We start from the raw sequence: 25,121 nt of genomic DNA, 5'->3' as shown, positions 1-25,121 counted from the left end.
TGGGGGCAACAATCAGACAACAAAGGATTCAGTAATACTCACGTCACCCAGAATTAGTTGTAAACTAAAATGAGTTCCAGGTTCAACTTTAAACGGTCGCAATTGAATACAGATATCTTGACCTCTCGATTCCACTTCCTGGAGAACCTCCCCCGGATCAGACTGTAAAATGAGTTTCAGGTGAGGAGATAAATACGCCTCCCCCATTGCCGGATAAACTTGCACAACCAAACTAATTCTGCCATCCGTTTCTTGGGTTAATGCCACCAGCAGGGCAATCATTTTAGTTCCCAACTGTAGCCCCAAATCCAGCAACTTTGCCCGCATCACATCGGCTTCTGGCAGCAATTGCAGTCCCCGTTGTCCTCTAGAAGTTGTCGAGGCTAACCCACCGCGAAATTGAGGTTGAAGATTAGGTTTAGCCCCCAATACCTGTTCAATCGCCTGCCATCCCTGATCAAAAATATGCCCAAACCATTGACCCAAATTCAACCGATAATCCCGGCGCTGGGGGGATGCCGGATTGGTGGTTGTTTCTAGTAGGGATGTTGCATCTTGCCAATTGGTTTCAAAGACATTTTCTAACCACTGACTCAAGCGAACTTGGGGTTGTGTCAGACTGTCCAGATGGTCTAATAAAGCATCCACAGATTCCAGTTGATGCCAGAATAATTCACCCGTTCCCGCCGTTTTAGTAAATCCCAGCAGCGTGGCTTTTTTGGTCTGTTGATTAATGTCTACCACTACATAACCAATGCGTTCATCCTGCACTTCTAGGGGAATGGGGCAGAGTGGCACAGTGGATGATTGAAGGGATGTATTCAAGTCTGGGAGCATGTTTGAGAGAACTGGACGACATTCCAATTTTCCCAATCCCGTCACCATCAAATCAGCCACATCCTCACACATCCGCACCACAGGATTCCAGCTATCACTTTGCTGCAAATTGGTGTCAATCCCCATTAATTGTAAATAGTCATGCACCGCCTGTACTGCCAGGGTATTCAAATAAACCTGTTCAGATTTTTGCTGATTGGGAATTGCCGCCGCAAATTGTTCAGCCGTCTGAATGGCTTTGCGGGTAATTGGCATAGGTAAGACTGTTTCATTGAGCATTTGTAGGTTAGCCATAATAGGTTACACTCCGTCCCCGAATTCCGGGACTAGAAATAAACTGAACTCTTTTAAGTAGGTGAACACAATAAAAGTTAACGGTAGAAATCGTCATTCGTCATTTGTCATTTGTCATTCGTCATTCGTCATTCGTCCTTTGTAAGGGTTTGAGGACTATTTACAAATACCCCTGAGATTTGCCAAATTTTCGCAAACGAGGGCGGCATTGTTTTTTGTAAAAGCCAGCCAAAGTTGGCAGGGAACAGTTAAACTCATCGGCTAGGGTTTTCCAACTGGCTTCTGGCGGTAAGCGACGCAGAATTAACACTTGACAGGTTATATCCGGACGTCCTTTAATATGAACGCCATTTAACTCCCCATCAGGATCAGTTTCTGCCCAATGGCGGGTTTCTTCTAGAATCGGGGGAATATCAGGATCAGCCGCTATATTTTCGATAAAATTAAGGGTTTCCTGTGCATCGGATGATTGGGGAAAGGTTCGCCTTTTCTTCTCTGCTTCCGCCTGTGATCGCAAATCTTGCAGCCGCCGCTTAAGATACCAATTCAACCAAGTTGTGACACTCCCGCGACTGGGGTCATATTGCCCGCCTCTTGGGGCTTCACAGAGATTCCGGCACAGATGTTGCCACATCATTTGCAGCGCATCTTCATAGTAAGGCGTGTATTTCCGCCACAGCTTACCGGATTTGTCAATCAGCCGAATTAGCTGACTTAACCCTTTTCGTCGCTGGCTGCTATTGGGAGGATGCTTGCAGGTTTCCTGAACAAGCTGACTCATTTGTTCCTCGATAGTCTGATGATGACTCGACTCTACATTCCCAGGTTGGTTGTCGGGTAAGCGGTTATCAGACGTTGACGGGTTGAACTCTTCAGTCATAACGCGCCTCATGATTCGATGCAAACCTGTCCCTACTCTTAGTTATCCCTGAGAATTGGAAATTTTTTGTCGAATCCTCAAATTTTTTGGGTCTTAGTGTGAAGTTTTGTAAAAAAAACTGCCTATAGACAAAAAAGATAGACCCAGTAAATGACAGGTAAACAGAAGGATTTCACCGCAAAGGACAATAATTCTATGAAGCGTTTAGATGTAGCGACAAGCAAACATACAGCCACGGTACCGTCTCCAGCATCCAGCACCAAGGCGCGATCGCACAATGGTGTTTTCCGATGGCTGACGAGTTTTTGGAATGGTTTATTCGGCTCAAAATCACCGCCTAATCACCAATCCCAGGATGACAAGTCTCCCGTATTGCTACAGGCGTTTATCCTCGAACCCATGTACACCCCCAGTGGTTTAGTGGATGGCATCGATGAGACACCCGACTTAGCGACAATGGACATTGATACCCCCGAACTCCCAGAGTTGGGTGAGGAGTGGGATATCTCTGATGGGGACAGTCAAACCTTTAGTAATATGGATGGGGATGTTGATGTAACCCCGGAAGATACCGATGATAGCAGTGCCGAAACGACGCCAGAGACGCCACTGTTAACGGATCAACTAGAAGACATTCCCTTTATCAATCCCACCTTTGAGTCTGGCACATTCACCGTCGGTGAAACCGGGGAGGTGAGTATTGATTTCCTCTTTGATGGGGGTAGCTATCAGGGAGAATTAGCCCTCTTTAGTTTAGATGGCATGAATGAATTTGAACCCGGTTCAGAGGAATTTATCCAGGAAGCCGCCTCTCGTGCATTGAGTGATTCAGAATTAGGTCATATAGCCATTGCGGATCAAACAGAAGGCGCACGCTTTTCCGGTGAACTTGGAGAAGCGGATAACAATGCTGGCGACTATTTGGGTGTAAAAACAGTCCAAATGCGTCCAGGAGATGAATTTGGTGTAATGCTAGTACCCAATGGTACAGTGCAGCAAGTATTTGATAATCCGGATGCGGGGGGTGCAGTGCGTCCCCTATTTTCCATGGCAACGGCAAATCCAGAAGATGCCTTCCATAGCGGACAAATCGCCGATGTTACGGGCGATGGTAGCACGTTTGTCATGGAAGATTTGCGCGTAGATGCTGATTGGAATGACCAGGATTATAACGATATTGTTTTCCAGGTGCGGGGGGCGACAGGTAAAGCCGCGTTGATGGATGACGTGGTTGACCCCAATCACGATTGGCGCGGTACGGATATGGGTGAAGCGTTGATTGAGTATGCCAGACCTTATATTACTCCAGATACCCCTGATGATGGTGGACTATTAACTGATGATAGTTCAATCGATGAGGGTGAAATCGTTACCGAACCCACGACTGATGAATCAACGGATGTTGTTATCGATGAACCCGTTAACACCAGTGAAATTATCACCGAACCGACAACAGATTCTGAACTGGCTGAACCTATCGAGTATGAGTTTTTCCAGGAAAATCAGCCGTTAGTCGGCATTATTGATACAGGCTTCAGTGACAATAATCCTGATATTGACTATAGCCGAATCAGTTTAGGGCAAGACCGGATTGATGGCGATAATAACCCTCTAATGGAAGCTGGTGAAGGGAATGAACATGGCACTCATGTGTTAGGAATTATTGGGGCGACTCAAGATAACGATATTGGCGTTGAAGGGATTAATGATGATGCGCCGCTTTGGGTTGGACGTGCTGTTGGTTCTGGCAAGTGGGCAGAATCATTAGTGGAATTTGTTGATGCGGCTCAAGAATCGGGACAACCCAATGCTGTGGTTAACTTGAGTATGGATTTAACCCAAATTGATGCGGATGGAAATGTTACCACTCGTTATGAATTTACGCCTGAAGAACGATCCGCGATCGAGTATGCGCGTCAAAATAATGTCATGCTAGTGGTGGCGGCGGGAAATGATGGCGGCGTGATGTCCGCATTGGGACAGGCTTCTCAGGAGTTTGACAATATTATTACGGTTGGTGCAGCCGAACAGTTTGACCCGAATACATCAGTTTGGCAAGGATTTGAGCGGAGTAATTATTCGAGCTACGGTAATGGTTTAGACATTATGGCTAACGGGGGGACAATTGACAATCCCACCCTATCATTGACGGATGAAGGTATAGGAACAATGGCGGGAACCTCGGTAGCAACTGCCAATGTGACGGGAGCCGCATCGCAAATTTGGGCGGCGAATCCTGAACTGAGTTATCGTCAAGTGATTGATATTCTCAAGGATACAGCAACAGATTTAGGCACACCCAACTGGAACTCAGAAACAGGTACAGGGTTGTTGAACATGGCGGCGGCTGTCAATCTGGCGAAGGCTACGCAGCCAGAAACTCATTATGCTCCCTCCAGTCTCATTCCTGAAAGTTGGAGTGGAGAAGGACAATTTACACCAGGGGAACGGGCAGCATCGACTCCCTTTATGGGTAAATACTATGACTGGGTTCCTTATACCATTCAATCCGGTGATACACTCTCAGGAATTGCTCTTTGGACAATGGGGAATAGTTCTGCCACTTATTACAATTTCATTGCACAACACAATGGTATTGCTAACCCCAATTTTATCTCTACAGGTAGTACCATTCAGATTCCCCAGGAAGTTTCTGCACCTGCTCCACCACCTAGCGAGAACCCTGGAGATAATAATACTCCCACTTCCTTTACAGGTCGAATCATTGCCACCATTGGCGCAAATGTTCGCTCTGGACCGAGTACGGGTAATTCTCTTGTGGGAACCCGAAACTATGGTGAAATAGTTACCTTTGATCAAGTCGCGACGGGTGAGTTTATTTCCTTCCCTAGCTTAGGAACTGCAACAGACAAATGGTACAAAATACAGGGAAGCAATGAGTGGATTTCAGCCGCGATTGTTAATGGTAGCCCCGACAATTCGCTCAATGAACCTCCCGCCAGTCCGGGTGAACAGCAACAGTATATTATTAAGTCTGGAGATACCCTTTGGGGGATTGCCCAGCGATACTTAAACGATGGTAGTCGCTGGCGGGAAATTACCAAAGCCGATGGTAGTACATTTACTGAGGCGGAAGCGACGCGACTGCAAGTTGGGATGTCAGTCTATTTACCTGTTGGTTATACAACGGGTCCTGGAACACCTGTTACACCTCCTCCTAACCCCGAACCCCAACCTACATCTTGGCAACATCCTCTTGGTAATAGTTGGTATACGATTGTACCAGGAGGAGATTATCACGATCCGCAACGACCGAGCCATAATGGAATTGATTTAGCAACAGGTTATGGTAACACTCCTCCTGTTAAAGCAGCTAAAGGCGGTACAGTTGTCATTGCTGGTTGGGATACTACGGGTTATGGTAACTACATCAAAATCGATCACGGTAATGGTCTAGAGACGCGCTATGCACACTTATCCAGTATCAATGTTAGTCCTGGACAGACAGTAAGTGCAGGAACTCACATTGGTAATGTAGGTACTACAGGTAACTCCACCGGAAATCACCTCCATTTTGAAATCCGTGTCAATAACTCAGCACAAAACCCCAGGAACTATATTGATTTTTAGTGGGTTTAATCACTACTAAAGGTTTTTCTGATGTTCTAACTGGCGAAAAACACGCGATCGCACTTTCTCTATCCCCAGGGTGCGATCGCCCTCTCCCTCCCGGTTAGCGCCAATCCCTGATCAAAAGAGCGATCGCCTAAAACACACCTCCATTTTGAGACAGGGCGGGTTTTGTTGAAACCTGATCAATAACATCAAAATTAAACACCTAAACCCGCCCCTACAAATACCTGGGCTTCCAGGTGATCGCCCTCTCCCTCCCGGTTAGCGCTAATCCCTGATCAAAAGAGCGATCGCCTAAAACACACCTCCATTTTGAGTCCGGGCGGGTTTTGTTGAAACCTGATCAATAACATCAAAATTAAGCACCTAAACCCGCCCCTACAGAAAATTCACATAATCAGTTGTAGCTATGATCAAGGCAATGTATCTACCCTCCAACATTCCCAATACTAGAAGGGAAACCTCTCCCCCAACCCCTCTCCTGCAAGGAGAGGGGAGTAAGAGTCCCCGACTATCAAGTAATACTCCCCGATTTATTAAGTAATTAAGTAATACTCCCCCCTTCCCTGTCAGGGAAGGGGGGCTGGGGGGGTTAGGTTTATCCTATCCAAGCGATATTACCAACCCCCCTGATCCTCACCCCTATTTGTTTATCCGAAACCAACAAACTATGGATAACAACTGGATTTGTCCCGATATAACAACCTACTGGAAACTCAGCCAACAACGAGACTCCAACCAATTCATCCTCCACACCCCAGATAACCACCATCACCACCAATTCTCTCCCCCAGAAGCCCAAGCCCTGCGCTATTTCACCGGACATTATACCGTCAACCAAATCCAACAGAAACTCGGCAAAACCCTCCCACCCAATTTCGTCAAACAACTCCTGCAAAAATTAATCACCCTCAACATTCTCGCCCTAGAATCCTCCCACCTAAACCAGCCCAAATATACCCCATCCTCACACCAAAATCCCAATCACCCCCATCTCAAATCCAGCCTGCAATGGATTCAACACACCGACAACTATTGGATACTTCGTAACCCCGAAGATAGAACCTTTCTCCAACTCAACAATCAGACAAAAACTATAATTAACGCCCTCGAACACCTATCCCCCAATGCTATCTGCCAAACCTATAACATTCCTCCCAACCAACTGCGAACTCTCCTGCAACAACTCGCCGCCACCGCCATGCTAGAAGGAACCAAACCCCCGAAACCCCGCCGAGGCAAATTCACCCCCTTACAACTCTTATACTTCCGCATTCCCCTGTTTAATCCTGATCCTTGGTTAAGCCGTCATGTTAATAACCTGTCCTGGATTTGGACAAAGCATTTTGCTCTCACATTAGGTCTATTTTTAACCGTTTCCCTAATTATTGGACTCCACCAGCACCAGGAAATTTTAGCGATTGGACAAAAACTAATCACCACAGAGGGTAGCAACTTATTTCTCCCCTTTATTCTTCTCGCCTTACTCGTGGTATCCCTCCACGAACTCGGTCATGCTTTCACCCTAAAACATTATGCCAATCAAGTTCCTCACCTAAATCTGCAAGTCTCAGAAATGGGACTATTTTTCATGTTTCTTATGCCTGCGGCGTATACAAACACCAGCGATGCCTATTGTCTGGTGAAACAATATCAACGAGTTCTGGTTGTCGCCGCTGGGGTTCTCTGTCAACTGATTATTGCCGCGATCGCGCTTTGGTTATGGAATGGTTCTGTATCCGGGAGTTGGCTATTTACTACCACTTATTTATTAATGGGGGCGGCATTATTCACCGTTGCCCTTAACCTCAATCCCCTGGCTAAATTTGATGGCTATTATCTCGCCGTCGCTTTAACCGGAATTAATAATTTACGCAGTCGTTCCTTTAAGTTTTACGGCAATCTGCTGCGACGGAAACCGATTCAAGAGCGTCGCCGCGACGCCTGGATTCTGGCAGCTTATGCCCCGTTTAGTTTTCTCTATCTGCAATTCGTTTTCGGATTTATTCTCTATCGAATAGTAGGCTGGAGTTTTGCCAATATTCCAACTCTGGCGATGAGTTTGTTGGTTCTCTGGGCGATTTATTTCTATTTTCCCCGCGATCAATGATTGGTATTCCTGCGGTGTTTAGTCAGGGCGGGTTTAGTCACATCTGGGTGAGAGACGAAAGGATAATCGTGAAACCCGCCCCTACAGAACCTCTAAATTATTGTTAATTCTGGGTGAGGTGAAAAATGATAATAATGACACCCGCCCCGACCAAAAAATTCAATTGAGGATTATCTCATCATGAACACTTCCATTAATTCCCGCCAAAATCAACTCAAAGTTGTGCCACCACAACCTAAACCCCCAGTACAACCAGCCTCAGATTCCTCCGCTTTACCCAAACCGGAAAAGCGAACCTCTGTTAACCTGAAAAAATGGCTCCTAATTACCGCAATCATGGCAGGTGTCGGATACGTTACCTTTATCCCCGAATTTCCTCACTCAGTACGCGGAGAAGCCGATATCACCTCTACCTCCAACGCCCGCCAAGATGTTACCTTAAAAGTGGCTGGTGTGATTAAACAAATCTATGTGAAACCCAATCAACCTGTCCGCAAAGGTGATAAACTCGTACAATTAGAAAGCCAGGAAATAGAAAGCGCGATCGCCAATGCCCAAACTGAACTGGGAAAAGCCCAATCCGCCCTACAAGACGCCTTGCGATTAGTTGAAGATTTACGAGCTAACCATGCTGAAATGCTAGTTCTAGAAGACAATGCCCGTCAAGCGGCGAATCGAGTTCAACAAGAACTTACTAGCATTCACCAAGGCAATTCTCCCCCCCAAATTCAAGCATTAGAACGGGATATTGAAGGACTTTACCAGAAAAAAGACCAACTTTCTGCCAGTCTCACAATTCGCCAGCAGCGTCTGAAAACCATTAAAGCTGTGAACCAAGAAGCGGGGAGTTCTGTAATTCCAGCGATTCGGGTTGATGAACTTCTAGATGATACCTATAGCCGCAAAGCTGAACTCGCTGAACTTACCAGTTTAATTAGCAGAAAACAAGCCCAAATTCAATCTTTTGTCAAAGAACTTAACGATAAATTCACCCTCGCCCAAGCTGAATTAAACGCCGCCACCGCCGCCAGAATATCCGTCGAGGAAAACCTAAACGCCGCCCAACTTGTGGTTAAGGATCGTCAGCGTCAAATCGAAGAATTAACCGCAGAAGTTCAGCGTCAACTATCCCGGCGAGACCAACTGATTTTGGTCGCAGATACAACGGGAACTATCATCACCGAAGACTTGGACTTGCTGAAAAATACTTGGCATCCTGCGGGTCAGAAAATCATGGAAATTGTTGATTTATCTGACTTAACCGTCATTGCCAAGATTCGCCAAGAAGATGAAAAGTTTATCCTCCAAGGCGATCAAGTTAAATTCTACAAACAAGGAGAACTGCAACCTTATACTACATCGGTAGAAAATATTTCCTCAGCCCTGCAATCCGATGAAAATCAAATTAAACCGATATGGACAGTACGACTTTCGATTACCAATGACGATAGCAATCCGATGAAACCGGGAATGACGGGCTATGTCTCTATAGAAACTCGACCGATGACCCTATTTGCTAAACTCAAACATGAAGTTCTCAAAGTTGTGCGTCCAATTTTTATCTGAAAATATCCCAATTAAATTAAACAGGATGCCCATCTCGCCGCCACTTTAATTGTTATATAACCTCAAAAAAATGAAACTCTCACGCTGCAACATTAATTATTGTAAATAAACACGCCATAAGCCAATTGTTCAGTTAGCTTGGATATACAAATTTTTTCCATCCGCAGACGGGAGTAGTCTATATGAATCAGCAGCAATTCATTAAAGGTATTTGTCTCGGCTTGGCGACGATGATTCCCTTCGGGATAATCAGCAGTAACCCAGTTAATGGGCAGACAGGGATAAACTTAGGTACATTGCGTAGCACAGCTTTGTCTCAGCACAATACCTATCGGAACACGCATAATAGTCCAGATATGACTCTGAGTAATTCCCTGAACAACAGCGCTCAAAACTGGGCAGAGTATCTGGCAAGCAATGGCGTTTTTGAACACAGTAACTCGGATGCAGGAGAAAACATCTATGTTTCGTACACGACAGCATCCTCTGTAGACGCTGCTACCCTGGCGAACCAAGCGGTTACAAGTTGGTACAACGAGGTTTCAGACTATGACTATGCCAATCCTGGATTTTCTTCGGAAACAGGGCATTTTACTCAGGTGGTGTGGAAGAATAGTACCCAATTAGAATGTGGTGCGGCACGGGGCGTTAAAACGATTCAAGGGACTCAGTACAATGCCTTCTATGTGGTTTGCCAATATACGCCTGCGGGTAATGTGATTGGAAAGTTTCCGAATAACGTTATGGCACCGTAGCATTAAACCGCCTTGGGTTTAAACCCAAGGCTAAAAGCGAAAGTCAGCTTTAGCTGACTGGATAAGAGTTTTAGTCTACAAAGCTTGGATTATCGGGTGTCGGGGCTTACTGGCAAAGATGCAAGATCAGGACTTACGCAGCCACACCATATATATTGGTTAAGGTGCGTTACGATACGCTAACACACCCTACAGATATAGCTTTTGCGTAAGTCCTAAAGATATTAGTCGGAACAGGAGTTGCAGTTGCGATCGCGCGTTTTCAATCTTTTTTGTACACCTTGGGTTTTGAGTATCAGTTCAACACCCTGAGTGATCATCCCTGGGATAATATCTAGTACGGGTTGACCTGAGAGTACATCAAGATTGCCTTCCACACCGATAAGTGCGGCTTGCGCGACGAGTGCGCCAGTGATGACTCGCCGCAAAAACCTTTGTTGTTTTTGTTGACTTTTGTCATTTTTTGTGATCTCCGTGCCATTGGTCGATTGGGTTCGTTGAGAGTTGTTCATAGTGAGAACCTTGAAATGTCGTTGAATCAAGGCTCTCTTTGGGGTCGTAGAGCAAAGCAACTGCCATTGTGTCATCGCTAGAAGCCTTTTGAAATCGGGGTTAAAATAGGTTTGGGGTAGATCCTTGGTTTGAGGTAGCCCAAACTTTTTTTGGAACTATATAAACTTCGCTCATGCGCCAACCGACCAAGGGACGAGTTCTGCAAGAGCGCGTGTGGCGCTTTATAGAAGTTCTACTGACTCAAGCTGAGAATTCGTCTAATTTTGAAATTAAATGGGAAACTGATAAAGATACTGGCAGACCTAATTTTGTAGTGAAAACAAGGCGGAGATTCCTTGAGAGTCTGGCGCAATTAAAAAAACATGAATTAACCGAAGTTATCAAAAGCCTAGAAAATCTCCAAATTTGGGACGACAGACGCCTTAAACGAGGACAAGGTTCAGAAATTGGGTCTTTCGCGCTCAAGCTTTGGAGTACAGACGCACAAAGAAATCGGGAAGAGTTTGATCGAGTGTGGGATAGTAGCAGAACAGCTAAATCCAAAGCGTTAGAGGCGACTTACAAGAAATCAAAGGATCACGATGAAGCTGCACAGCCTGAGATTGACTGGCGGGATGTATGTCGCACCAAGTTGGAAAAGCAGAAGCAACTAACGACTAATCGATTGATGCGTGCGGATGAGATGTTATTTGATATCAATCAGATTTGCGTGGATTTGGTATTAGTCGAACGCAAGAAACCAGACAAGCGGAACGGAGATGATAATCCTAAACAATCCCAATCGTACAAGCCAGAGTACGAGGAAACTGAAAAACTTGAGTACAAGGATTTTCTTACCAAAGTCCTGAAATCAGAGCCAAGCAAGAATGTTGCAATCATTGGTGAACCGGGCGCGGGAAAAACCACGATTCTACAAAGGATTGCTTTCTGGATATTGGAGAACACCAATAGTTTGCCGATTTGGATACCACTGGGAATTTTGCCGACGGCTGCGCCAAGGTTAAAAGACTATCTGCTACATCATTGGCTAGAAGATGCCATTGTTAGTGTCACGCCGAAAATTAAGACTGAGTTTGAAGAACTGTTGACGGCTGGTAGGGTGTGGCTGTTGCTGGATGGGGTGGATGAAATGGTTGCCAATTTTGGCAATTCTCTTTCATTCATTAATAATTGGATACCCGGTTGGTGTCAACACTTGTCGGTGGTGCTAACGTGTCGGTTAAATGTTTGGGAAGCCAATCCTTATGCTCTAAATAACTTTAAAACCTATCGCACGTTGGAGTTTAGCCCAGAAAAAGTCAATGAGTTTATCCAGACTTGTTTTCAAAACCGTAGGGGCGCACCGACGTGCGCCCATGAATTGGGTATTCAGTTGCAGCAGGCGCTAAACGAACCCGGAAAAGAGCGAATTAAAGATTTAGTAAAAAATCCCCTGCGGTTAACGCTGTTGTGTTCAACTTGGCATTTGCGAGAGGGCAAGTTACCGGATACAAAGGCTGAACTTTACCAGCAGTTTGTCGAGGAAGTGTACAGGTGGAAAAAAGATGAGTTTCCCACAACACCTGAAGAGAGAGAGCAACTCAACGCTAAGCTAAAGGAGTTGGCGCGAGAAGCAATTGACAAGGAAGAAAACCGATTTTGTTTGCGCCATAAGTTTGTCGAGGGTATATTAGGCGATCGCGAGGGTTCTATGTTTAAATTGGCGCTCAATATCGGCTGGCTGAATCAAGTAGGTGTAGATGCCAAAAATCCAAATCCTAATCAACCTGTTTACGCCTTCTTTCATCCGACGTTTCAGGAATATTTTGCGGCGCTGGCGATCGATGATTGGGACTTTTTCTTACCCCGCGCCCACGATAACGATAATCCTAAGCCAGTTTCAGAGAGATACCGCATTTTTGAGCCGCAGTGGAAAGAGGTAATTTTGCTGTGGCTGGGGCGACCGCATGAAGAGGTGGCAAAGGAGCAGAAGGAGGCGTTTATCCAAAAGTTAGTAACTTTTCAGGATGGGTGTGGGAATTTTTATTGGTATCGAGCTTTGTTTCTGGCAGCCGCAGGCTTTGCAGAGTTAAGAGACTGTAGATGGGCGCATAAAATTGTCACATTGCTCGCCAAGTGGAGTTCTTGGAATTTTCACCCAATCAACCAGGAAGCTAGAAAAGCACTTTTAGAAACAAAAAACAATATAAAAGGAACAGCTATTATATATTTTATAGATATAATTTTAGCATCTGAAAATGAATCAATAAGTCTTGAAGCGGCATACACTTTAAATCTAATATTTCCTGGAAATACATTTACAACAAAAATTTTTGTTGAGTTGCTTTATCAAACAAAAAATGACTGGATTAAAGAAGAAATATTTTATTTTTTAGAAGAAACTGGGAAAGGTAATGAAACAGTTGTCAGTTTTTTGCTCAATCTAATCCATAAAGATGACGATAAGTTTAAGTTTAAAGCTATGGGTTGCTTAGGTTTCAGACAAGTCGGTAAAGATAGTGAAGAAGCTATTGCAGCATTAGTCCAACTAATTCAGACTGCTGGCAACTATGAAATTCGTCAGGAAGCAGCTTTGAATTTAGGCTTTATTGGTCAAGGTAATGAAACGGCGATCTCTACGTTAATTAATATAGCTCAGACAACTGAGGATGAGGATACTCGCGAGTTAGCAGTTTTTAGCTTGGGAGGAATTGGTAAGGACAATCACATCGTAATTTCTACGTTGGTCAGAATGGTTACCAGAGTAGAGAATGAAAATACTCGTTTGCAAGTGGCATATAGCTTAGGGAAAATTGATCCAGGTAATGAAACAGCTATTGCTACACTTATCCAGCTAATTCAAACAGCCCAAGACGAAGAAATACGCGAAACAGCCGCTCTTTTTTTAGGATATATAGATTCTGGCAATGAAGTGGTAATTTCTTATTTTATTAAAATAATTAAAACAACAAAAGATGAATCTGTATGGCGGCGGATGGCTTTAAATATAAGTGAAATAAGTGAAGGTAGTCAAACAGAAATTACCGTTTTAACACAGCTAATTAAAAAAGTAAAGACTGAATCGACTATTTTACAAGTTGCCGAAGCATTAGGGAGGATTGATCCAGGCAATAAAATTGCTGTTGCCAAATTAATTCAGACGATTCGAGAAAGTAAGGACGAAACTATAATCATAAGTGCTGTTTGTACGTTAGCCTATATTGACTCAGGGAATGTAACGGCAATTCCCACTCTAGTCAAACTAATTGAAAATACTAAGAGTGAAGACACTCGCATAGAAGCTATTAGGAGTTTGGAAGATATTGGAGCAAAAAATCAAATGGCGATTATCACTCTAATTGATCTGATAAAAAAAACGGAAAATGAATATACTTGTTGGCAAGCTGTTCAGAGCTTAGAGAAAATAACGTCAGATTATATAGGGATTATCCTCAGTTTACATGAATGCTTTGATGAGGATGCATACCAGCAGAATAAGAAACGATTTGTTTATTTGTTTCAACTCATCTGGAACTGCGCCCAAAATCTGCCCTACCCAGCCTTCTATCAAGCTTGGCATCAGCCAGAAGAAGTAGACGATGCAACGACTCCCAACCGCCAAATTTTCAACCCATTTGACTTACCCCAAAGGCTTCAAACTGCCATTACCAACGACCCTCAACTAAGCCAAATTATCCACCTAATTTGCATCGACAGTAGCCAATGCATCGAACCTGACAACCCCACCGAAATATACGACCAGATGCTTGACCAAAACTGCCCAGAGTGCGACTCAGTACCCGAAAAAATGCCAGCACTCAAGCTGTATTGGAACTCCCTCAAGCGCAACAGCAATAAACGCCCCTTTTTAGTCTTTTACGCATCATCTACCCATCCCTATAACCAGGCATTTCTCACAGCTTTGAGCAAATTCGGACGTGAAATTTGTGTGATCACAGAGCAACCCATTGACCACATTCCCTTAAAATACTTCACACCAAGCCAGTCAATCAAAGACATCCTGGAATGGATACGCACAAACTAGTGGCGTGACCCAGCTAAAATGGTGGTATAGATTGTAGGTTGGGTTGAGGAACTAAGCCCAACAAAAGATAGGGCTAAAGCCCTTACTACGAACCCAAGCTAATCTATCAAATTAGGTGTGCCACGCCACTAGAATTAATCCAGATGTACCAATTGATATCCCTTTTTTCAGGTTAACCAGACTATGAAACTAGCCAACTTATCAACAAACACTCTCGAAAAAATTAAATCAGTCCGCTGGGACAGAATTATCGAAAAGCACGAAGGTCCCGAAGATTGGGAATCAGTTTTCAGATATTCTGAACCCGAATTTATGGAAATTGAGGGGCGTTGGGTACTTCTGCCTATCGAGCGAGAGCATCATACTAATATCACGATTATCCGTTCTATTTGGAGTGCGGATGGCAATTCCCTAACCCTGTTTCTCAAAGACACCACCTATGACGATGACCCCTTTTTCTCCGGTTTTATGGCTGTTTGCGATAAGGTGAAAGATGAAGATTTCTTTTTGGCGATTTTATATCACGAATGGTTTATGATTGAACGAACAGACATTTTTGAGCAGTAGACACATCGATTAGGACAAGCGAACTGTTGTTCCAGACGTTCCGGCGGAACGTCTATACCATAAGATGTGTCCTAACCGCTATTGCGCTTGCTATATGAGCCATATATCTTCTGGGAAAATGTAAGTTAATCTACATTTACCTTAAACATAAGACTTACGCAAAGTCTCTATATGTAGGGTGTGTTAGCGTAGCGTAACGCACCTTAACCAATATATAAGGCATCATTAATAGCCAACAATTAAAATTAATTGTATACAACCCACAACAGGAGGTTATTGACCAATGGCTACACTAGATCAGTACCGTGAAATAGTGCAGAAACTCCTGCAAGATTATGCCGCCTTTAGTCGTAACGATCAAGAGGTTGAAACCGAACTTATTTTCGACACGACTAGAGATCACTACCAACTTGTGCATATTGGTTGGCAGGGCGAACGACGGATCTATGGTTGTATTTTACATCTTGATATTAAAGACGGAAAAATCTGGCTTCAACACAACGGTACAGAAAACGACATTGCTGCCGAACTCGTAGAAATGGGAATCCCGAAAAGCGATATTGTCATCGGCTTTCACTCCCCCTTTAAACGCCAATTCACCGAATATGCTGTTAATTAGGGGCTGCTGAATAAGTCTTGTGATGAGGGGAGGGAACAGGGAACAGTTTCAAACCTGATCCCGTTAGGCTTGGTTTTTGTCGCCAGGATTATGGCACTTAGTCGGGGCGGGTTTAGTTACATCAGGGTGACAACAAATGTTAGTAGTTAAACCCGCCCCTACAAAACTGACAGGTGTAGGTTTTTTATTTTAGGGTGGGGACTAGACAAGGAGGACAAGGAAGGAAAGAAGACAAGGGGGAAATTGTGAGTCCCTACAACAGAAAGATGACATACTTCCGATTTTAATCGCCGTGGGAAAAGGGGGTGACAAACATCTATGCAGGTAATGTCCAAATTAAATAGGATGCCCCTATCGCCGCCACCACAGCCAAAATAACTAACCATAAGGGATAATGAGCGCGACTGATTTTCCCGTCTGATGTACTCAATGTTTCCACATCAATCCAAGGCGTAACTCCCCGCCGAAACCAACCCATTACTGTCACCGATTCACCGACTAAATCACTGGGGCGAGTTCCCAGGGGGAGTAAGTTACCCAGAGAGCCTAAAATGGAAAAGTAATGCAGTTTCACTAACCCGCTATCCGTTTCAATAATTAAATCCACCCCTAACCAATTCTGCAATCCTTGTCGCCCTAAAAGTTTACCTGTAAATTCCACAGGTTGATGGGTAGAGGGTAACGCATTCGGATCAGCTAGCATTTGTTCCAAGCTGGGTTGGTGACGAATCGCCGCAGGTTTGATATCGGGAAAGTAACGATTAATCCAGAGAATAATACTTAAACTAAATGCAATTAGGATACAAGCATCCAGAAATGACCCAGCATTGTGTAACCAGATTAGCCGCCAGAATCCAGTTATCCACCAGCGAGATAACCAATCACTGAGAATACCGAGTAACCAGAATCCAATTCGCAGCACAACACCGACAGCGAATCCGGTTAATAGAACACTTTGGAATAAGGGAAAGGCTTCATAACTGGCAATGAGTTTTAACCAACGTGTTTTATTATCCCGTATCGGTGGTGGGGGTATGGGTAAATCTAATTCTGTCCCCAGCCGCCATTCATAAGCATAACGGGCGCACAAATGCAAGCGATCGCCTAATAAAGGATGCGCGGCTGTGATAATTAACCAGTGGCGGTAAGGGTTGGTACATTCCCACTGTAAAACCCGTTCAAAGGGGACATGGGGCGAACAACTGCTTAAGAGTAATCCTTGGCGGTATCCTACAGGTAATACTAAATCAAAGCTATCCCACAAGGGGCGGGTTTGTTCGGCTTGATGGATTGCATCACTCATCCCTAAGCCAATTTTCAACAGCGCCCGGGTTAAGCCGTTGGGATTTCCGGTGGTTTCTATCGCCACGCGATCGCTATAGTAAATTCTAATCCGGGAAAACCACAGCAGGGGGAGGCGCAGTAGCCAGTAGGTGGCGTAACCTAAGCTGGAAATAATACTGCTAATTCCTAAACACAGAGGCGGTAACACTCGTTGGGTGGCGGGGTATTTGCGCCGAATCCACTCCGCTAACTGTTCTCCCCCTTGAGCAACATATATATATAGGAGATAGGGAAACTGGAGAATTAATGTGCCTAGAGAACTTAAGATAAAGTCCCTGTTTACAATATGCCCTAACTGAGTCGCATAAATGGTGGCGACTTCATCTTCAGCCAGTTGTGATAAAAGTCCTTCACTGACGACAATTCGGGCGGTGTGAGGTAAATTCCCATAAGTTATCGCTAACGGCGCTTCTGTGGGTAAAATACCCAGCGTCGGTAACGGTAAACGGCGTTGACGACAAAACCGTTGGATCACTTTAGCCGATTCTGAGGATCGCGCCGAGAGTTGGCTGACGGAGAGGGGTTCTAATCCATACACCTGTCTTAATAGCCAATCCATTAACCAGGGAGAGACGATTAGCGTCACAATCCCCAAAACAGCTAAAGCCTGAGTGGGATCACGGTAGAACCATTGAATCGGTGATAATAGCGGCAATTGCACCAAGATAGTATTGGTGGTTGCCATTAAGAACTCTAACCAGAAACGCAGCACCCAAGCAAAGGCGATCGCACTTGCAATCCCAATTAACCCCAAACGCCTTAATTTCGGGCGTTTGAAGGGACGCCAGTTTTCTGCACGCCCTAAGTTGCGAAACCGAGGGCTGGGGGAAAAGACAGAGGGGGCGGAAGGGGGTGTGAAAGCAACCGGGAGTTGGGATGAGGGTTGAGGAGGTTCGTTTCCCGAAGACGGTTGTTGTGATTTCCCTCCTGTAAATAGACGTTTAGCCGAATCGGTTAACCGTTGTTTAATCGTTCCCGGTTTAGAGGAGGGCGAGTTGAGGGGAACAAATCCGGTAGGATTCGCTGAAGTGTCTTCTGCTGGCGTAAACCCCGTCTGATTGGCTGGAGGAGGAGATTCCGCCATCAGTTCCGATAAGGTATTTGTCGCCCATTGTTGAACCTTGGGATTGAGATCTTGGCTGAGAGTTTGGCAAAGCGCGATCGCATTTGGGATATCACCACTGCGGCGATAAGCCTTGACTAGGGCGACACTGGCGCGGGAGATAATGGCTTCATCTAATTCAAATTCGCAGACACCTTCCAGGTGTGCGATCGCCACATCGTAGTTGCCCTGTTTGAGAGCCGCTAAACCAGCATCGAGGGAGGGATTGGGAACAGAAGCCATAATCGTTACACTATACCCTGCTCTTTTACAATAAGCTGTCCTGCCGAGAATATTTCATCCGGGATAAATCGCGGGGGGTTGACTTATCCTGTCATTGTAAAGTTTTGTGTAGGGGCGAGGGTCACGTTTATCATTTCTGGGTCAGTATTTTTATACAACTTTATATAAAGTTCACCTTAACTTTACATCAATTTTAACAAGATTCATCGCAACTTCACAATTAACCCTTTCACTAGAGAAAAAAACTGGCTATACTCAAAACTGTTGAAGCAATTAGCATAGTTGTGTGGGCGCTAATGAGTTGAATTCCGTGATTTTAGTTCATTGGATTTCTGCATAAAATGGGAGCGATTTAAACGGCGAACTAGCCGACAAGGAAACATTTTTAGATTTCACATTCAGGGTAGATGCTTTTCTGGATTAATCTAGGAATTTGTTTTAATTCCTAGATAGGTTTCATGTGGCTAAAGTCCAGACACTCCCATTATTTCCCTATTGACGATAGCTCAAAACAGTTCAGACATCCCAAGGTAAAAGAGAGTTTGAGGTTAACGGAGAATGAAATTACTCAATATTGCGCCTAAGGCATTCTGGGGTCTCGCGATACTGTCAGCCACTACCGCGTTTTCAGTCGCAACCCCTTCAGCGACAGCGATAACGATTAGCGGTAGCCGTGTTCAAGATATTAGTGCGGCTGATATTGGTGAATCCTTCACCGTTTTTTTAGGCGGTAAGATAGATGGAGAAGAGACAGAGGGGTTGTCGTCCAAAGCGCTGTTTAAAGTAGCGGGCTTTGAAACCGTGACTCGGATGATTAACAATATCACCCAGCAGGTGACAGAAGTAACATTCGACGTTCAGCTTAGTAATACATCTGATCCAAACATTTTGCAAAGTCGGACATCTGGGTTTGGATTTGATGTCAGTGAAACTTTAATTGGTGCAAGTATTCAGGCAATTAACGATGCATCAAAACCCCTATTTCAACAGGCAAATTTAGGTAAAAAATTGTTCGATGGCAGGGATGGAACCGTTGATGTCTGCTATAGCGATCAAAAAAGCAACTGCCGAGGCGGGAAAAGCGGCGGAGTAACTACGGGAAATATAGGTGATTTTTCGACAACGCTGACTTTAAATTCCGCGACTCAAACGGTTGATCTGGATAACTTCGGAGTCCGGTATCAAAGTATTGATTTAGCGGGGACAAAACGACTTGAGGATTTGAGCGGTACAGGTTATACGGTTACTGTAGCACCAGGGGGTAGCAAGGATTGGGCAGAGGAGGATTGTCAAGATTGTCATCTTCGATAAGGAATTGTTGAATTCTAACTGCAATGCTGTAAAAACATAACCACCTGTAGGGTGTAGGGGCGAGTCGCTGCACAAATGTTCGGTGCGAGAATTAACCTATATAGACTCGCCCCCGTCTAAAGGTATGCGGTTTCAGATGATAACCGACGGAGGGCGACCCGACATAATTAGGGGCTGCTGAATAAGTGCTGTGGTGAGGGGATAGCGGGGGAAGCCGGGGAAGCCGGGGAAGCCGGGGGAGCAAGGGTACATTTTCGGTGATAGTGGTGCAAGGGTTTTGATGAGTTTTATTCTCTTTCCTGGAAGATGAGCCAATGTCAATGCTACTCAAAGTATTGATGGCTAATGGTTTTTGGGTTGTGCAGTAAACCCTAATTAAGGATTGGGTGGTGTTAATTATATTCGGCGGGTCGCCCAATGAATTCTCCTATTGTATAGCAATCGCCATAGCGGTTAGGATGCATCATTTGGTAGAGACGTTGCATGCAACGTCTCTACAACAGTTCGTTTGTCCTAATCGATGTGTCTACTGCTATAGAAACTCTAAAGGAGGATCAGTCGTCTTCGCACCAGATGCCAATGACGACTCACAGTGGGAATTGTATAATAATGAATCAAACTGCCCAAGGTATTCCCGGCTTACCTGATCTCACTCATCCTCAAGAGTTAATTCAGTTTGGAGAACAGTTACTCAGTTCATTCCTAACCCTAGCCTTAAGCTGTTCGGCATTTAAACCTTAATGTCAATAATGACGAAAGGATGGTAGTGCGAGCATCTTGCTCGCTACTAATACCCAATTTAAATGCATGACAGCTTACTCGTTGGCGCGTTAGGAATTGTCATTGCCATGATTGGTGCTGCATTGCGCCGCACTCAACCGGAACAAGCTATTTTTATTGGTGAATGGGTTGTCCGCTATTCTCAACTTTTACGGGTATTGCTGCATGGAATCGTGGTGATTATTCTGTTAGTGGCAGGATTTTTTCTCTGTTCCACCTTGGGAAATCGTTACCACCATTGGGAACAAGCACAAGTGGCGGAAATTGCAGCAACTGTGGCGGGGGAACGGTTGGAACAATCTGCGCCGCAAGTTCGCTATATGGTAGAAGAACCGTTTACCTACAATCGACAAATTAATGACAGAATTGTTCGGGTGGAGGATACACAGAAAGTCAGTCGCTTGTTAGCCTTGGCAGGTTCTGAGATTCAGGTGACAATTGATCAAATCCGCAATTGGCAGGATCAGACGAATCATTACCAGATTGACTTTACGGCTACGTATCAGGTTACTAATACTCTAGCAGAAACGCAAGAACTATTTTTTGAGATTTCGCCACCCTACGGTTATTCATTATTGCAAAATTTCCGAGTCGAACAGCAGGGGAAGCGACTCGAACCAACGAATCCAAATAATTATAGTTTTCCTTTGCGTTTAGAACCGGGGGAAGAGACGGAATTTCAGGTAACGTACCAAGCCCAAGGCGCACCACGTTGGGTTTACAATGCAGGGGGACAGTTACTGTCTAATTTTCGCCTCACCATTGATGCTAATTTTTCCCAAGCGGATTTTGCCAGTGGCATTATACCCACCCAGATGCAGAATCAGGGAGAGGGGACAGTGTTTACTTGGGTGTTTGAGGATAATGTATCGGTTCGCAATCCGTTCGGTGTGTTTACCGCAACCAATCCGATTACGAATACAGGGGTAATTCCGCGTCTGTTGCTATTAGCGCCAGGATTATTTTTATGGTGGATATTGTTACTCTATCTCTCCCTACCCTTGAGTATACGGAATGTTGCGATCGCCGGGGGTGTATTTTTTGCTAGTTTGCTAGCCTTGACTTATTTTAGCCGGGTTATTGATGCAAGGTTAGCGTGGACAGGAATTTCGTTAGTGGTGTTGGTATTGGTTTGGGGATTAGGAAACGATCGCCAAGCGTCACTGGCGGCGGTACTATGTACGATCGCGGGTATGGTGTTACCGATTTTAGGGTTACTTGTACCCTATAGTGGATTAACCTTGAGTCTGGCGGGATTGCTATCAATGATATGGTTAGCCGTCCTCAATTGGTATGGTGTTCAATTAAAGAAATCCTAGGAAAAAATGTCAGGGACAGCAGAAAACCTTATTGTAGGTTAACATACACCTAATCCTAGTTTAGTGATCCGATAGTCCCATTCATGGGTAAAGTAGAAGAAAATAAGTATCGATAATAGACTGGCTGAAGCGGCGCGAAATTGTGGCGTGTTTCTGGAAGAAGCAACAATCTAGAATAAACCTTATACCCGATCACTACTTTTATTATTAAGTCTGTAGAACTATTGCTGAGGTATTTCCTGTTTGGGTTTCAGAGCGGATTTGATATCAAACGAGAAGTAGCGATCGCTGTTTCATCTGTCCAGACAAAAAAGCCTGATCAATACGCCAAAATTAGTTGGCGAAGGGGAACATCCGGGACTATTACCCTTAGCCAGTTTGACGCAAACGGACACCCCTCAAGGCTTACTCGCACAGGTGGCGGAACAAACCGCTACAATTCCTGACAGGGAACAGCAAGAGGAGGCGATTGAAATCGCTGCTAGACAAACATAGGCGAAGCCTTCCCGAAGGGTAGTCCGCCTGCGCGGACTAAGTAAGAAGTCAACTATTTTCCCTCCGGAAACTGTCGCTCTCGCACATCATGACTATAGTCTTGCACCGCCTGAGTAATCACTTGCCGCAAATTCGCATAGACTTTGGCAAAGGGTGGCTGACGTTCCGAAAGTCCCAGTAAATCTGCGGTGACTAATACCTGTCCATCACAATCGACTCCTGCACCAATCCCAATAGTGGGAATGGTTAAAGTTTGTGTAATCTTCCTAGCCAAATCCGCCGGAATATGCTCTAAAACTAGGGCAAAAACACCCGCTTGCTCAAGCGCGATCGCTTCGGCTAAAATTCGCTCCGATGCTGCTTCTGTTTTCCCTTGCTGACGATAACCGAGCAGATGTACCGACTGCGGTGTCAACCCCACATGACCCATCACCGGAATTCCCGCCGCCGTTAAGTGGGCTACCGTTTGGGCTAGGGCTGGATGTCCGCCTTCTAACTTTACCGCCTGCGCCCCGGTTTCCTTCAATACCCGACCCGCCGAGTGCATGGCTTGTTGGAGACTTTCCTGATAACTTAAGAAGGGTAAATCGCACACCACGAATGCCTGTTTTACACCCCGACGCACGGCTTTAGCATGGTGCAGCATCTCGTCCAAGGTTACAGGTAATGTCGTCTCATACCCTAATGTAACCATTCCCAAGGAATCTCCAACCAGAATAATATCCACTCCCGCCGCATCTAATAATTGCGCGATCGCATAATCCCAAGCGGTCAAGACGACCAACGGACGCCCTTGTTGTTTCCATTGTTTCAGTTGCTGGATATTGACCATTGGGGGAATTGTGATCCTTCGCTTCGCTAGTCGGACATGGCGCGTCTGTAGGGGCGGGTTTTATCGATAATGTTTAAACTCAAACCACTACCGGAACTAAACCCGCCCCGTCTAAATTATGAATGATGACTTCCCAAATAAATGACGAATGACCAATGACCAATGACCAATGACCAATGACCAATGACCAATCACTAAAACGTCTCTGGCGGATTCTTCACAAACGCTAAATGGGGTCTGACTTGACCCGTGGATAGGCTAACCCAGGCTAGCCCTTCCGTCGTTCCCACCCATAATTTATTCCCTACATCTGGGGACAGGGAAAGAATATAGTCTGAGGGAAGATTCGACAGTTCACCCAATACCGCTCCCGTTTCCGCTCGGATTTTTAATAAGCCACTTTCCGTACCCACCCAAACACTCCCATCTAGAGCAAAGCGCACCGCTGTTACACTACGCCCCCGTAAGGGTGTCACCGAACGCGGTTCAGCAAAGGGATTATTGGGGTCAATCACTAACAGACTACTGGGAGTACCCACCCAAAGCTTACCATCGGGTCCTGTGGTTAGGGATTGGACAATGGTTCCGGGTAGATTACCAACCCGCCGACTGATAAAAGCGCTGGCGGTATCGATTTGCACTAATCCGGCTAATGTACCCACCCACAGTTGACCGTCTTCATCTAATGTCAAAGCATTGGCGCTAACGCCGGGGAGTTCTTGCACTGTGGTCATTAATAATCCTTTGTCAGGACTAATCAATGCCAAACCGCGATCGCTTCCTACCCAGAGATACCCGCGCCGATCAACTTGTAAGGATAAGACCCGATTTGAGGGTAATGTAAAGTTTTGTGCAGTAACTTCGTTACTCCGAGGATCGACTCGTAACAACCCTTCATACGTTCCCAGCCAAATGCGTCCAACCCGGTCTTGGGTTAGGGCGTCAATGGTGTAGTTGGGTAAATCAATTCGAGCTTTCAATCGTCCGGTGTTCGGGTCAACTCGGGATAATCCTAAGTAGGTTCCCACCCAGAGGTCTCCTGTATAGTCGGGTTGCAAAGCGGGAACGCGAAAATCCGTGGGTAGGGGTTCGACTTCGCGTCGCAAGCGTTCGGGGGGTAAGGGGTCGCCACCCGGAGGAGGGGGCGCTCCTCTATAGTCAGGGGCTGTCCCCAGGTTGGTTTGAGCTAGGGGATCTTGGGCTAGCGCTAGGGTCGGATCAGGTTCCCCCCCTAAAGGAGAGATGAGTCTAGTCAAAGACAACCCTAACCCTAGCAGAGTAGCACCGAGGAAAAGACGAATCGGGGCATTCAAAGACGCCATGGTGTCTGAGACGATTTGGGTAGTTTTTCGAGATCTATATCTATATTAAAGAGTGATGGTACAGCCTCGACTATAGAATCTCTACCTTAATATGTCCCGAATGGGTTCATTTGTAATAAAAATTAACATAAATTTACATTTCGTTGATTTATAACAGTACCTTATACAATTCTCAAGAATATTTGAAGTTAAACTTATTGAATTCTTTGGTATATTAACAACGTTGCTGAAAATTTAACGGGTCTGGCAAGGAGCTGCATGACGTGCTGCTTCACTAACACGCTATGGTTGTTTAACTTGGCGTGAAATGAATTGCCAGATTAGCTAAAGCCAGAAGGGAAGAGAAGCCCACGTCAAGCAATCGTTTGTTTGGTGATGTGGGATAATAGCTCTTGCCCGATCCGCTTAATAAAAAAATGTCTTGGCTCAGTCAAGTTTTTTGACCCAAAATGGCGGATAATAGGTAATTCAGAGACCAAAAACCAACACGAGCAGGTTGGGTGTGGGGATGCACCCAATCGGGGCTAAGTTTCAGAGTCATTTTAGCGATTTTAGGGCTTAACTAAGGGCGTAAAATCGTTAATAATGTCTATGGAGTTAGCCTGTCGCAACAT

16 protein-coding genes are annotated in these 25,121 nt (G+C 45.1%); 10 read left to right on the top strand and 6 right to left on the bottom strand.

Features of this window, described 5'->3' with window-relative positions; all coding sequences use genetic code 11:
- Positions 1-12: 12 nt before the first annotated feature.
- Both RIG66_RS19650 and RIG66_RS19645 read right to left on the bottom strand, forming a co-directional pair.
- Positions 13-1,131, bottom strand: a complete 1,119-nt coding sequence (locus RIG66_RS19650; RefSeq protein ID WP_446380432.1) for a DUF1822 family protein — start codon at positions 1,129-1,131, stop codon at positions 13-15.
- 160 nt (positions 1,132-1,291) lie between these two features.
- Complete coding sequence (locus RIG66_RS19645; RefSeq protein ID WP_446380431.1) at positions 1,292-2,011, bottom strand: sigma-70 family RNA polymerase sigma factor; 720 nt, start codon at positions 2,009-2,011, stop codon at positions 1,292-1,294.
- Positions 2,012-2,206: 195 nt separating this feature from the next.
- Between RIG66_RS19645 and RIG66_RS19640 the strand changes: the two genes are divergently transcribed.
- The 4 genes from RIG66_RS19640 to RIG66_RS19625 all read left to right on the top strand — a co-directional run bounded on the left by RIG66_RS19640 (position 2,207) and on the right by RIG66_RS19625 (position 10,036).
- On the top strand, positions 2,207-5,602 hold the full coding sequence (locus RIG66_RS19640; RefSeq protein ID WP_446380430.1) for a S8 family serine peptidase: 3,396 nt from the start codon (positions 2,207-2,209) through the stop codon (positions 5,600-5,602).
- Positions 5,603-6,275: 673 nt separating this feature from the next.
- The gene (locus RIG66_RS19635) at positions 6,276-7,715 is read left to right on the top strand and encodes a hypothetical protein (RefSeq protein WP_446380429.1); all 1,440 of its coding nucleotides are present in this window, start codon (positions 6,276-6,278) and stop codon (positions 7,713-7,715) included.
- Positions 7,716-7,895: 180 nt separating this feature from the next.
- The gene (locus RIG66_RS19630) at positions 7,896-9,281 is read left to right on the top strand and encodes an HlyD family secretion protein (RefSeq protein WP_446380428.1); all 1,386 of its coding nucleotides are present in this window, start codon (positions 7,896-7,898) and stop codon (positions 9,279-9,281) included.
- 182 nt (positions 9,282-9,463) lie between these two features.
- Positions 9,464-10,036: a CAP family protein gene (locus tag RIG66_RS19625; RefSeq protein WP_446380427.1), complete on the top strand. Its 573-nt coding sequence runs from the start codon at positions 9,464-9,466 to the stop codon at positions 10,034-10,036.
- Between the two features lie 224 nt (positions 10,037-10,260).
- On the opposite strand, the gene RIG66_RS19620 is transcribed toward RIG66_RS19625, so the two are convergent.
- The gene (locus RIG66_RS19620) at positions 10,261-10,548 is read right to left on the bottom strand and encodes a hypothetical protein (RefSeq protein ID WP_446380426.1); all 288 of its coding nucleotides are present in this window, start codon (positions 10,546-10,548) and stop codon (positions 10,261-10,263) included.
- Between the two features lie 173 nt (positions 10,549-10,721).
- On the opposite strand from RIG66_RS19620, the gene RIG66_RS19615 reads away from it, so the two are divergent.
- The 3 genes from RIG66_RS19615 to RIG66_RS19605 all read left to right on the top strand — a co-directional run bounded on the left by RIG66_RS19615 (position 10,722) and on the right by RIG66_RS19605 (position 15,759).
- The gene (locus RIG66_RS19615) at positions 10,722-14,573 is read left to right on the top strand and encodes a HEAT repeat domain-containing protein (protein WP_446380425.1); all 3,852 of its coding nucleotides are present in this window, start codon (positions 10,722-10,724) and stop codon (positions 14,571-14,573) included.
- Between the two features lie 183 nt (positions 14,574-14,756).
- Entirely contained in the window at positions 14,757-15,140 is a 384-nt protein-coding gene (locus RIG66_RS19610) for a hypothetical protein (protein ID WP_446380424.1), read from the top strand.
- 283 nt (positions 15,141-15,423) lie between these two features.
- Positions 15,424-15,759, top strand: a complete 336-nt coding sequence (locus RIG66_RS19605) for an element excision factor XisI family protein (RefSeq protein ID WP_446380423.1) — start codon at positions 15,424-15,426, stop codon at positions 15,757-15,759.
- 316 nt (positions 15,760-16,075) lie between these two features.
- Here RIG66_RS19605 and RIG66_RS19600 read toward each other — a convergent pair whose 3' ends face one another.
- Positions 16,076-18,448 (bottom strand): zinc metalloprotease HtpX, encoded by a 2,373-nt coding sequence (locus RIG66_RS19600; protein ID WP_446380422.1) that lies wholly within the window; start codon positions 18,446-18,448, stop codon positions 16,076-16,078.
- Positions 18,449-19,006: 558 nt separating this feature from the next.
- On the opposite strand from RIG66_RS19600, the gene RIG66_RS19595 reads away from it, so the two are divergent.
- The 3 genes from RIG66_RS19595 (at position 19,007) to RIG66_RS19585 (ending at position 21,858) form a co-directional block, all read left to right on the top strand.
- Positions 19,007-19,759, top strand: a complete 753-nt coding sequence (locus RIG66_RS19595; protein WP_446380421.1) for a cistern family PEP-CTERM protein — start codon at positions 19,007-19,009, stop codon at positions 19,757-19,759.
- 609 nt (positions 19,760-20,368) lie between these two features.
- A complete protein-coding gene (locus tag RIG66_RS19590) occupies positions 20,369-20,500 on the top strand; it encodes a hypothetical protein (protein ID WP_446380420.1) in 132 nt (43 codons plus the stop codon).
- Between the two features lie 62 nt (positions 20,501-20,562).
- A complete protein-coding gene (locus RIG66_RS19585; RefSeq protein WP_446380419.1) occupies positions 20,563-21,858 on the top strand; it encodes a hypothetical protein in 1,296 nt (431 codons plus the stop codon).
- 547 nt (positions 21,859-22,405) lie between these two features.
- On the opposite strand, the gene panB is transcribed toward RIG66_RS19585, so the two are convergent.
- Positions 22,406-23,185, bottom strand: coding sequence for a 3-methyl-2-oxobutanoate hydroxymethyltransferase (panB, locus tag RIG66_RS19580; RefSeq protein ID WP_446380418.1), 780 nt, complete (start codon positions 23,183-23,185; stop codon positions 22,406-22,408).
- Between the two features lie 194 nt (positions 23,186-23,379).
- The gene (locus RIG66_RS19575; RefSeq protein ID WP_446380417.1) at positions 23,380-24,507 is read right to left on the bottom strand and encodes a ligand-binding sensor domain-containing protein; all 1,128 of its coding nucleotides are present in this window, start codon (positions 24,505-24,507) and stop codon (positions 23,380-23,382) included.
- Between the last annotated feature and the right edge of the window lie 614 nt (positions 24,508-25,121).

The sequence above is a fragment of the Coleofasciculus sp. E2-BRE-01 genome (assembly GCF_040221695.1).
In the GTDB taxonomy this organism is placed as follows: Bacteria; Cyanobacteriota; Cyanobacteriia; order Cyanobacteriales; family Coleofasciculaceae; genus Coleofasciculus.
Note: the sequence above shows the minus strand (reverse complement) of the source record. Positions and strands in the feature narration are given on the sequence as shown.

Coding starts and splice junctions, on each gene's coding strand:
- RIG66_RS19650 (WP_446380432.1), bottom strand. CDS start 1,131: ATGGCTAACCTACAAATGCTCAATGAAACAGTCTTACCTATGCCAATT.
- RIG66_RS19645 (WP_446380431.1), bottom strand. CDS start 2,011: ATGACTGAAGAGTTCAACCCGTCAACGTCTGATAACCGCTTACCCGAC.
- RIG66_RS19635 (WP_446380429.1), top strand. CDS start 6,276: ATGGATAACAACTGGATTTGTCCCGATATAACAACCTACTGGAAACTC.
- RIG66_RS19590 (WP_446380420.1), top strand. CDS start 20,369: ATGAATCAAACTGCCCAAGGTATTCCCGGCTTACCTGATCTCACTCAT.
- RIG66_RS19585 (WP_446380419.1), top strand. CDS start 20,563: ATGCATGACAGCTTACTCGTTGGCGCGTTAGGAATTGTCATTGCCATG.
- RIG66_RS19600 (WP_446380422.1), bottom strand. CDS start 18,448: ATGGCTTCTGTTCCCAATCCCTCCCTCGATGCTGGTTTAGCGGCTCTC.
- panB (WP_446380418.1), bottom strand. CDS start 23,185: ATGGTCAATATCCAGCAACTGAAACAATGGAAACAACAAGGGCGTCCG.
- RIG66_RS19610 (WP_446380424.1), top strand. CDS start 14,757: ATGAAACTAGCCAACTTATCAACAAACACTCTCGAAAAAATTAAATCA.
- RIG66_RS19575 (WP_446380417.1), bottom strand. CDS start 24,507: ATGGCGTCTTTGAATGCCCCGATTCGTCTTTTCCTCGGTGCTACTCTG.
- RIG66_RS19605 (WP_446380423.1), top strand. CDS start 15,424: ATGGCTACACTAGATCAGTACCGTGAAATAGTGCAGAAACTCCTGCAA.
- RIG66_RS19620 (WP_446380426.1), bottom strand. CDS start 10,548: ATGAACAACTCTCAACGAACCCAATCGACCAATGGCACGGAGATCACA.
- RIG66_RS19640 (WP_446380430.1), top strand. CDS start 2,207: ATGAAGCGTTTAGATGTAGCGACAAGCAAACATACAGCCACGGTACCG.
- RIG66_RS19595 (WP_446380421.1), top strand. CDS start 19,007: ATGAAATTACTCAATATTGCGCCTAAGGCATTCTGGGGTCTCGCGATA.
- RIG66_RS19630 (WP_446380428.1), top strand. CDS start 7,896: ATGAACACTTCCATTAATTCCCGCCAAAATCAACTCAAAGTTGTGCCA.
- RIG66_RS19615 (WP_446380425.1), top strand. CDS start 10,722: ATGCGCCAACCGACCAAGGGACGAGTTCTGCAAGAGCGCGTGTGGCGC.
- RIG66_RS19625 (WP_446380427.1), top strand. CDS start 9,464: ATGAATCAGCAGCAATTCATTAAAGGTATTTGTCTCGGCTTGGCGACG.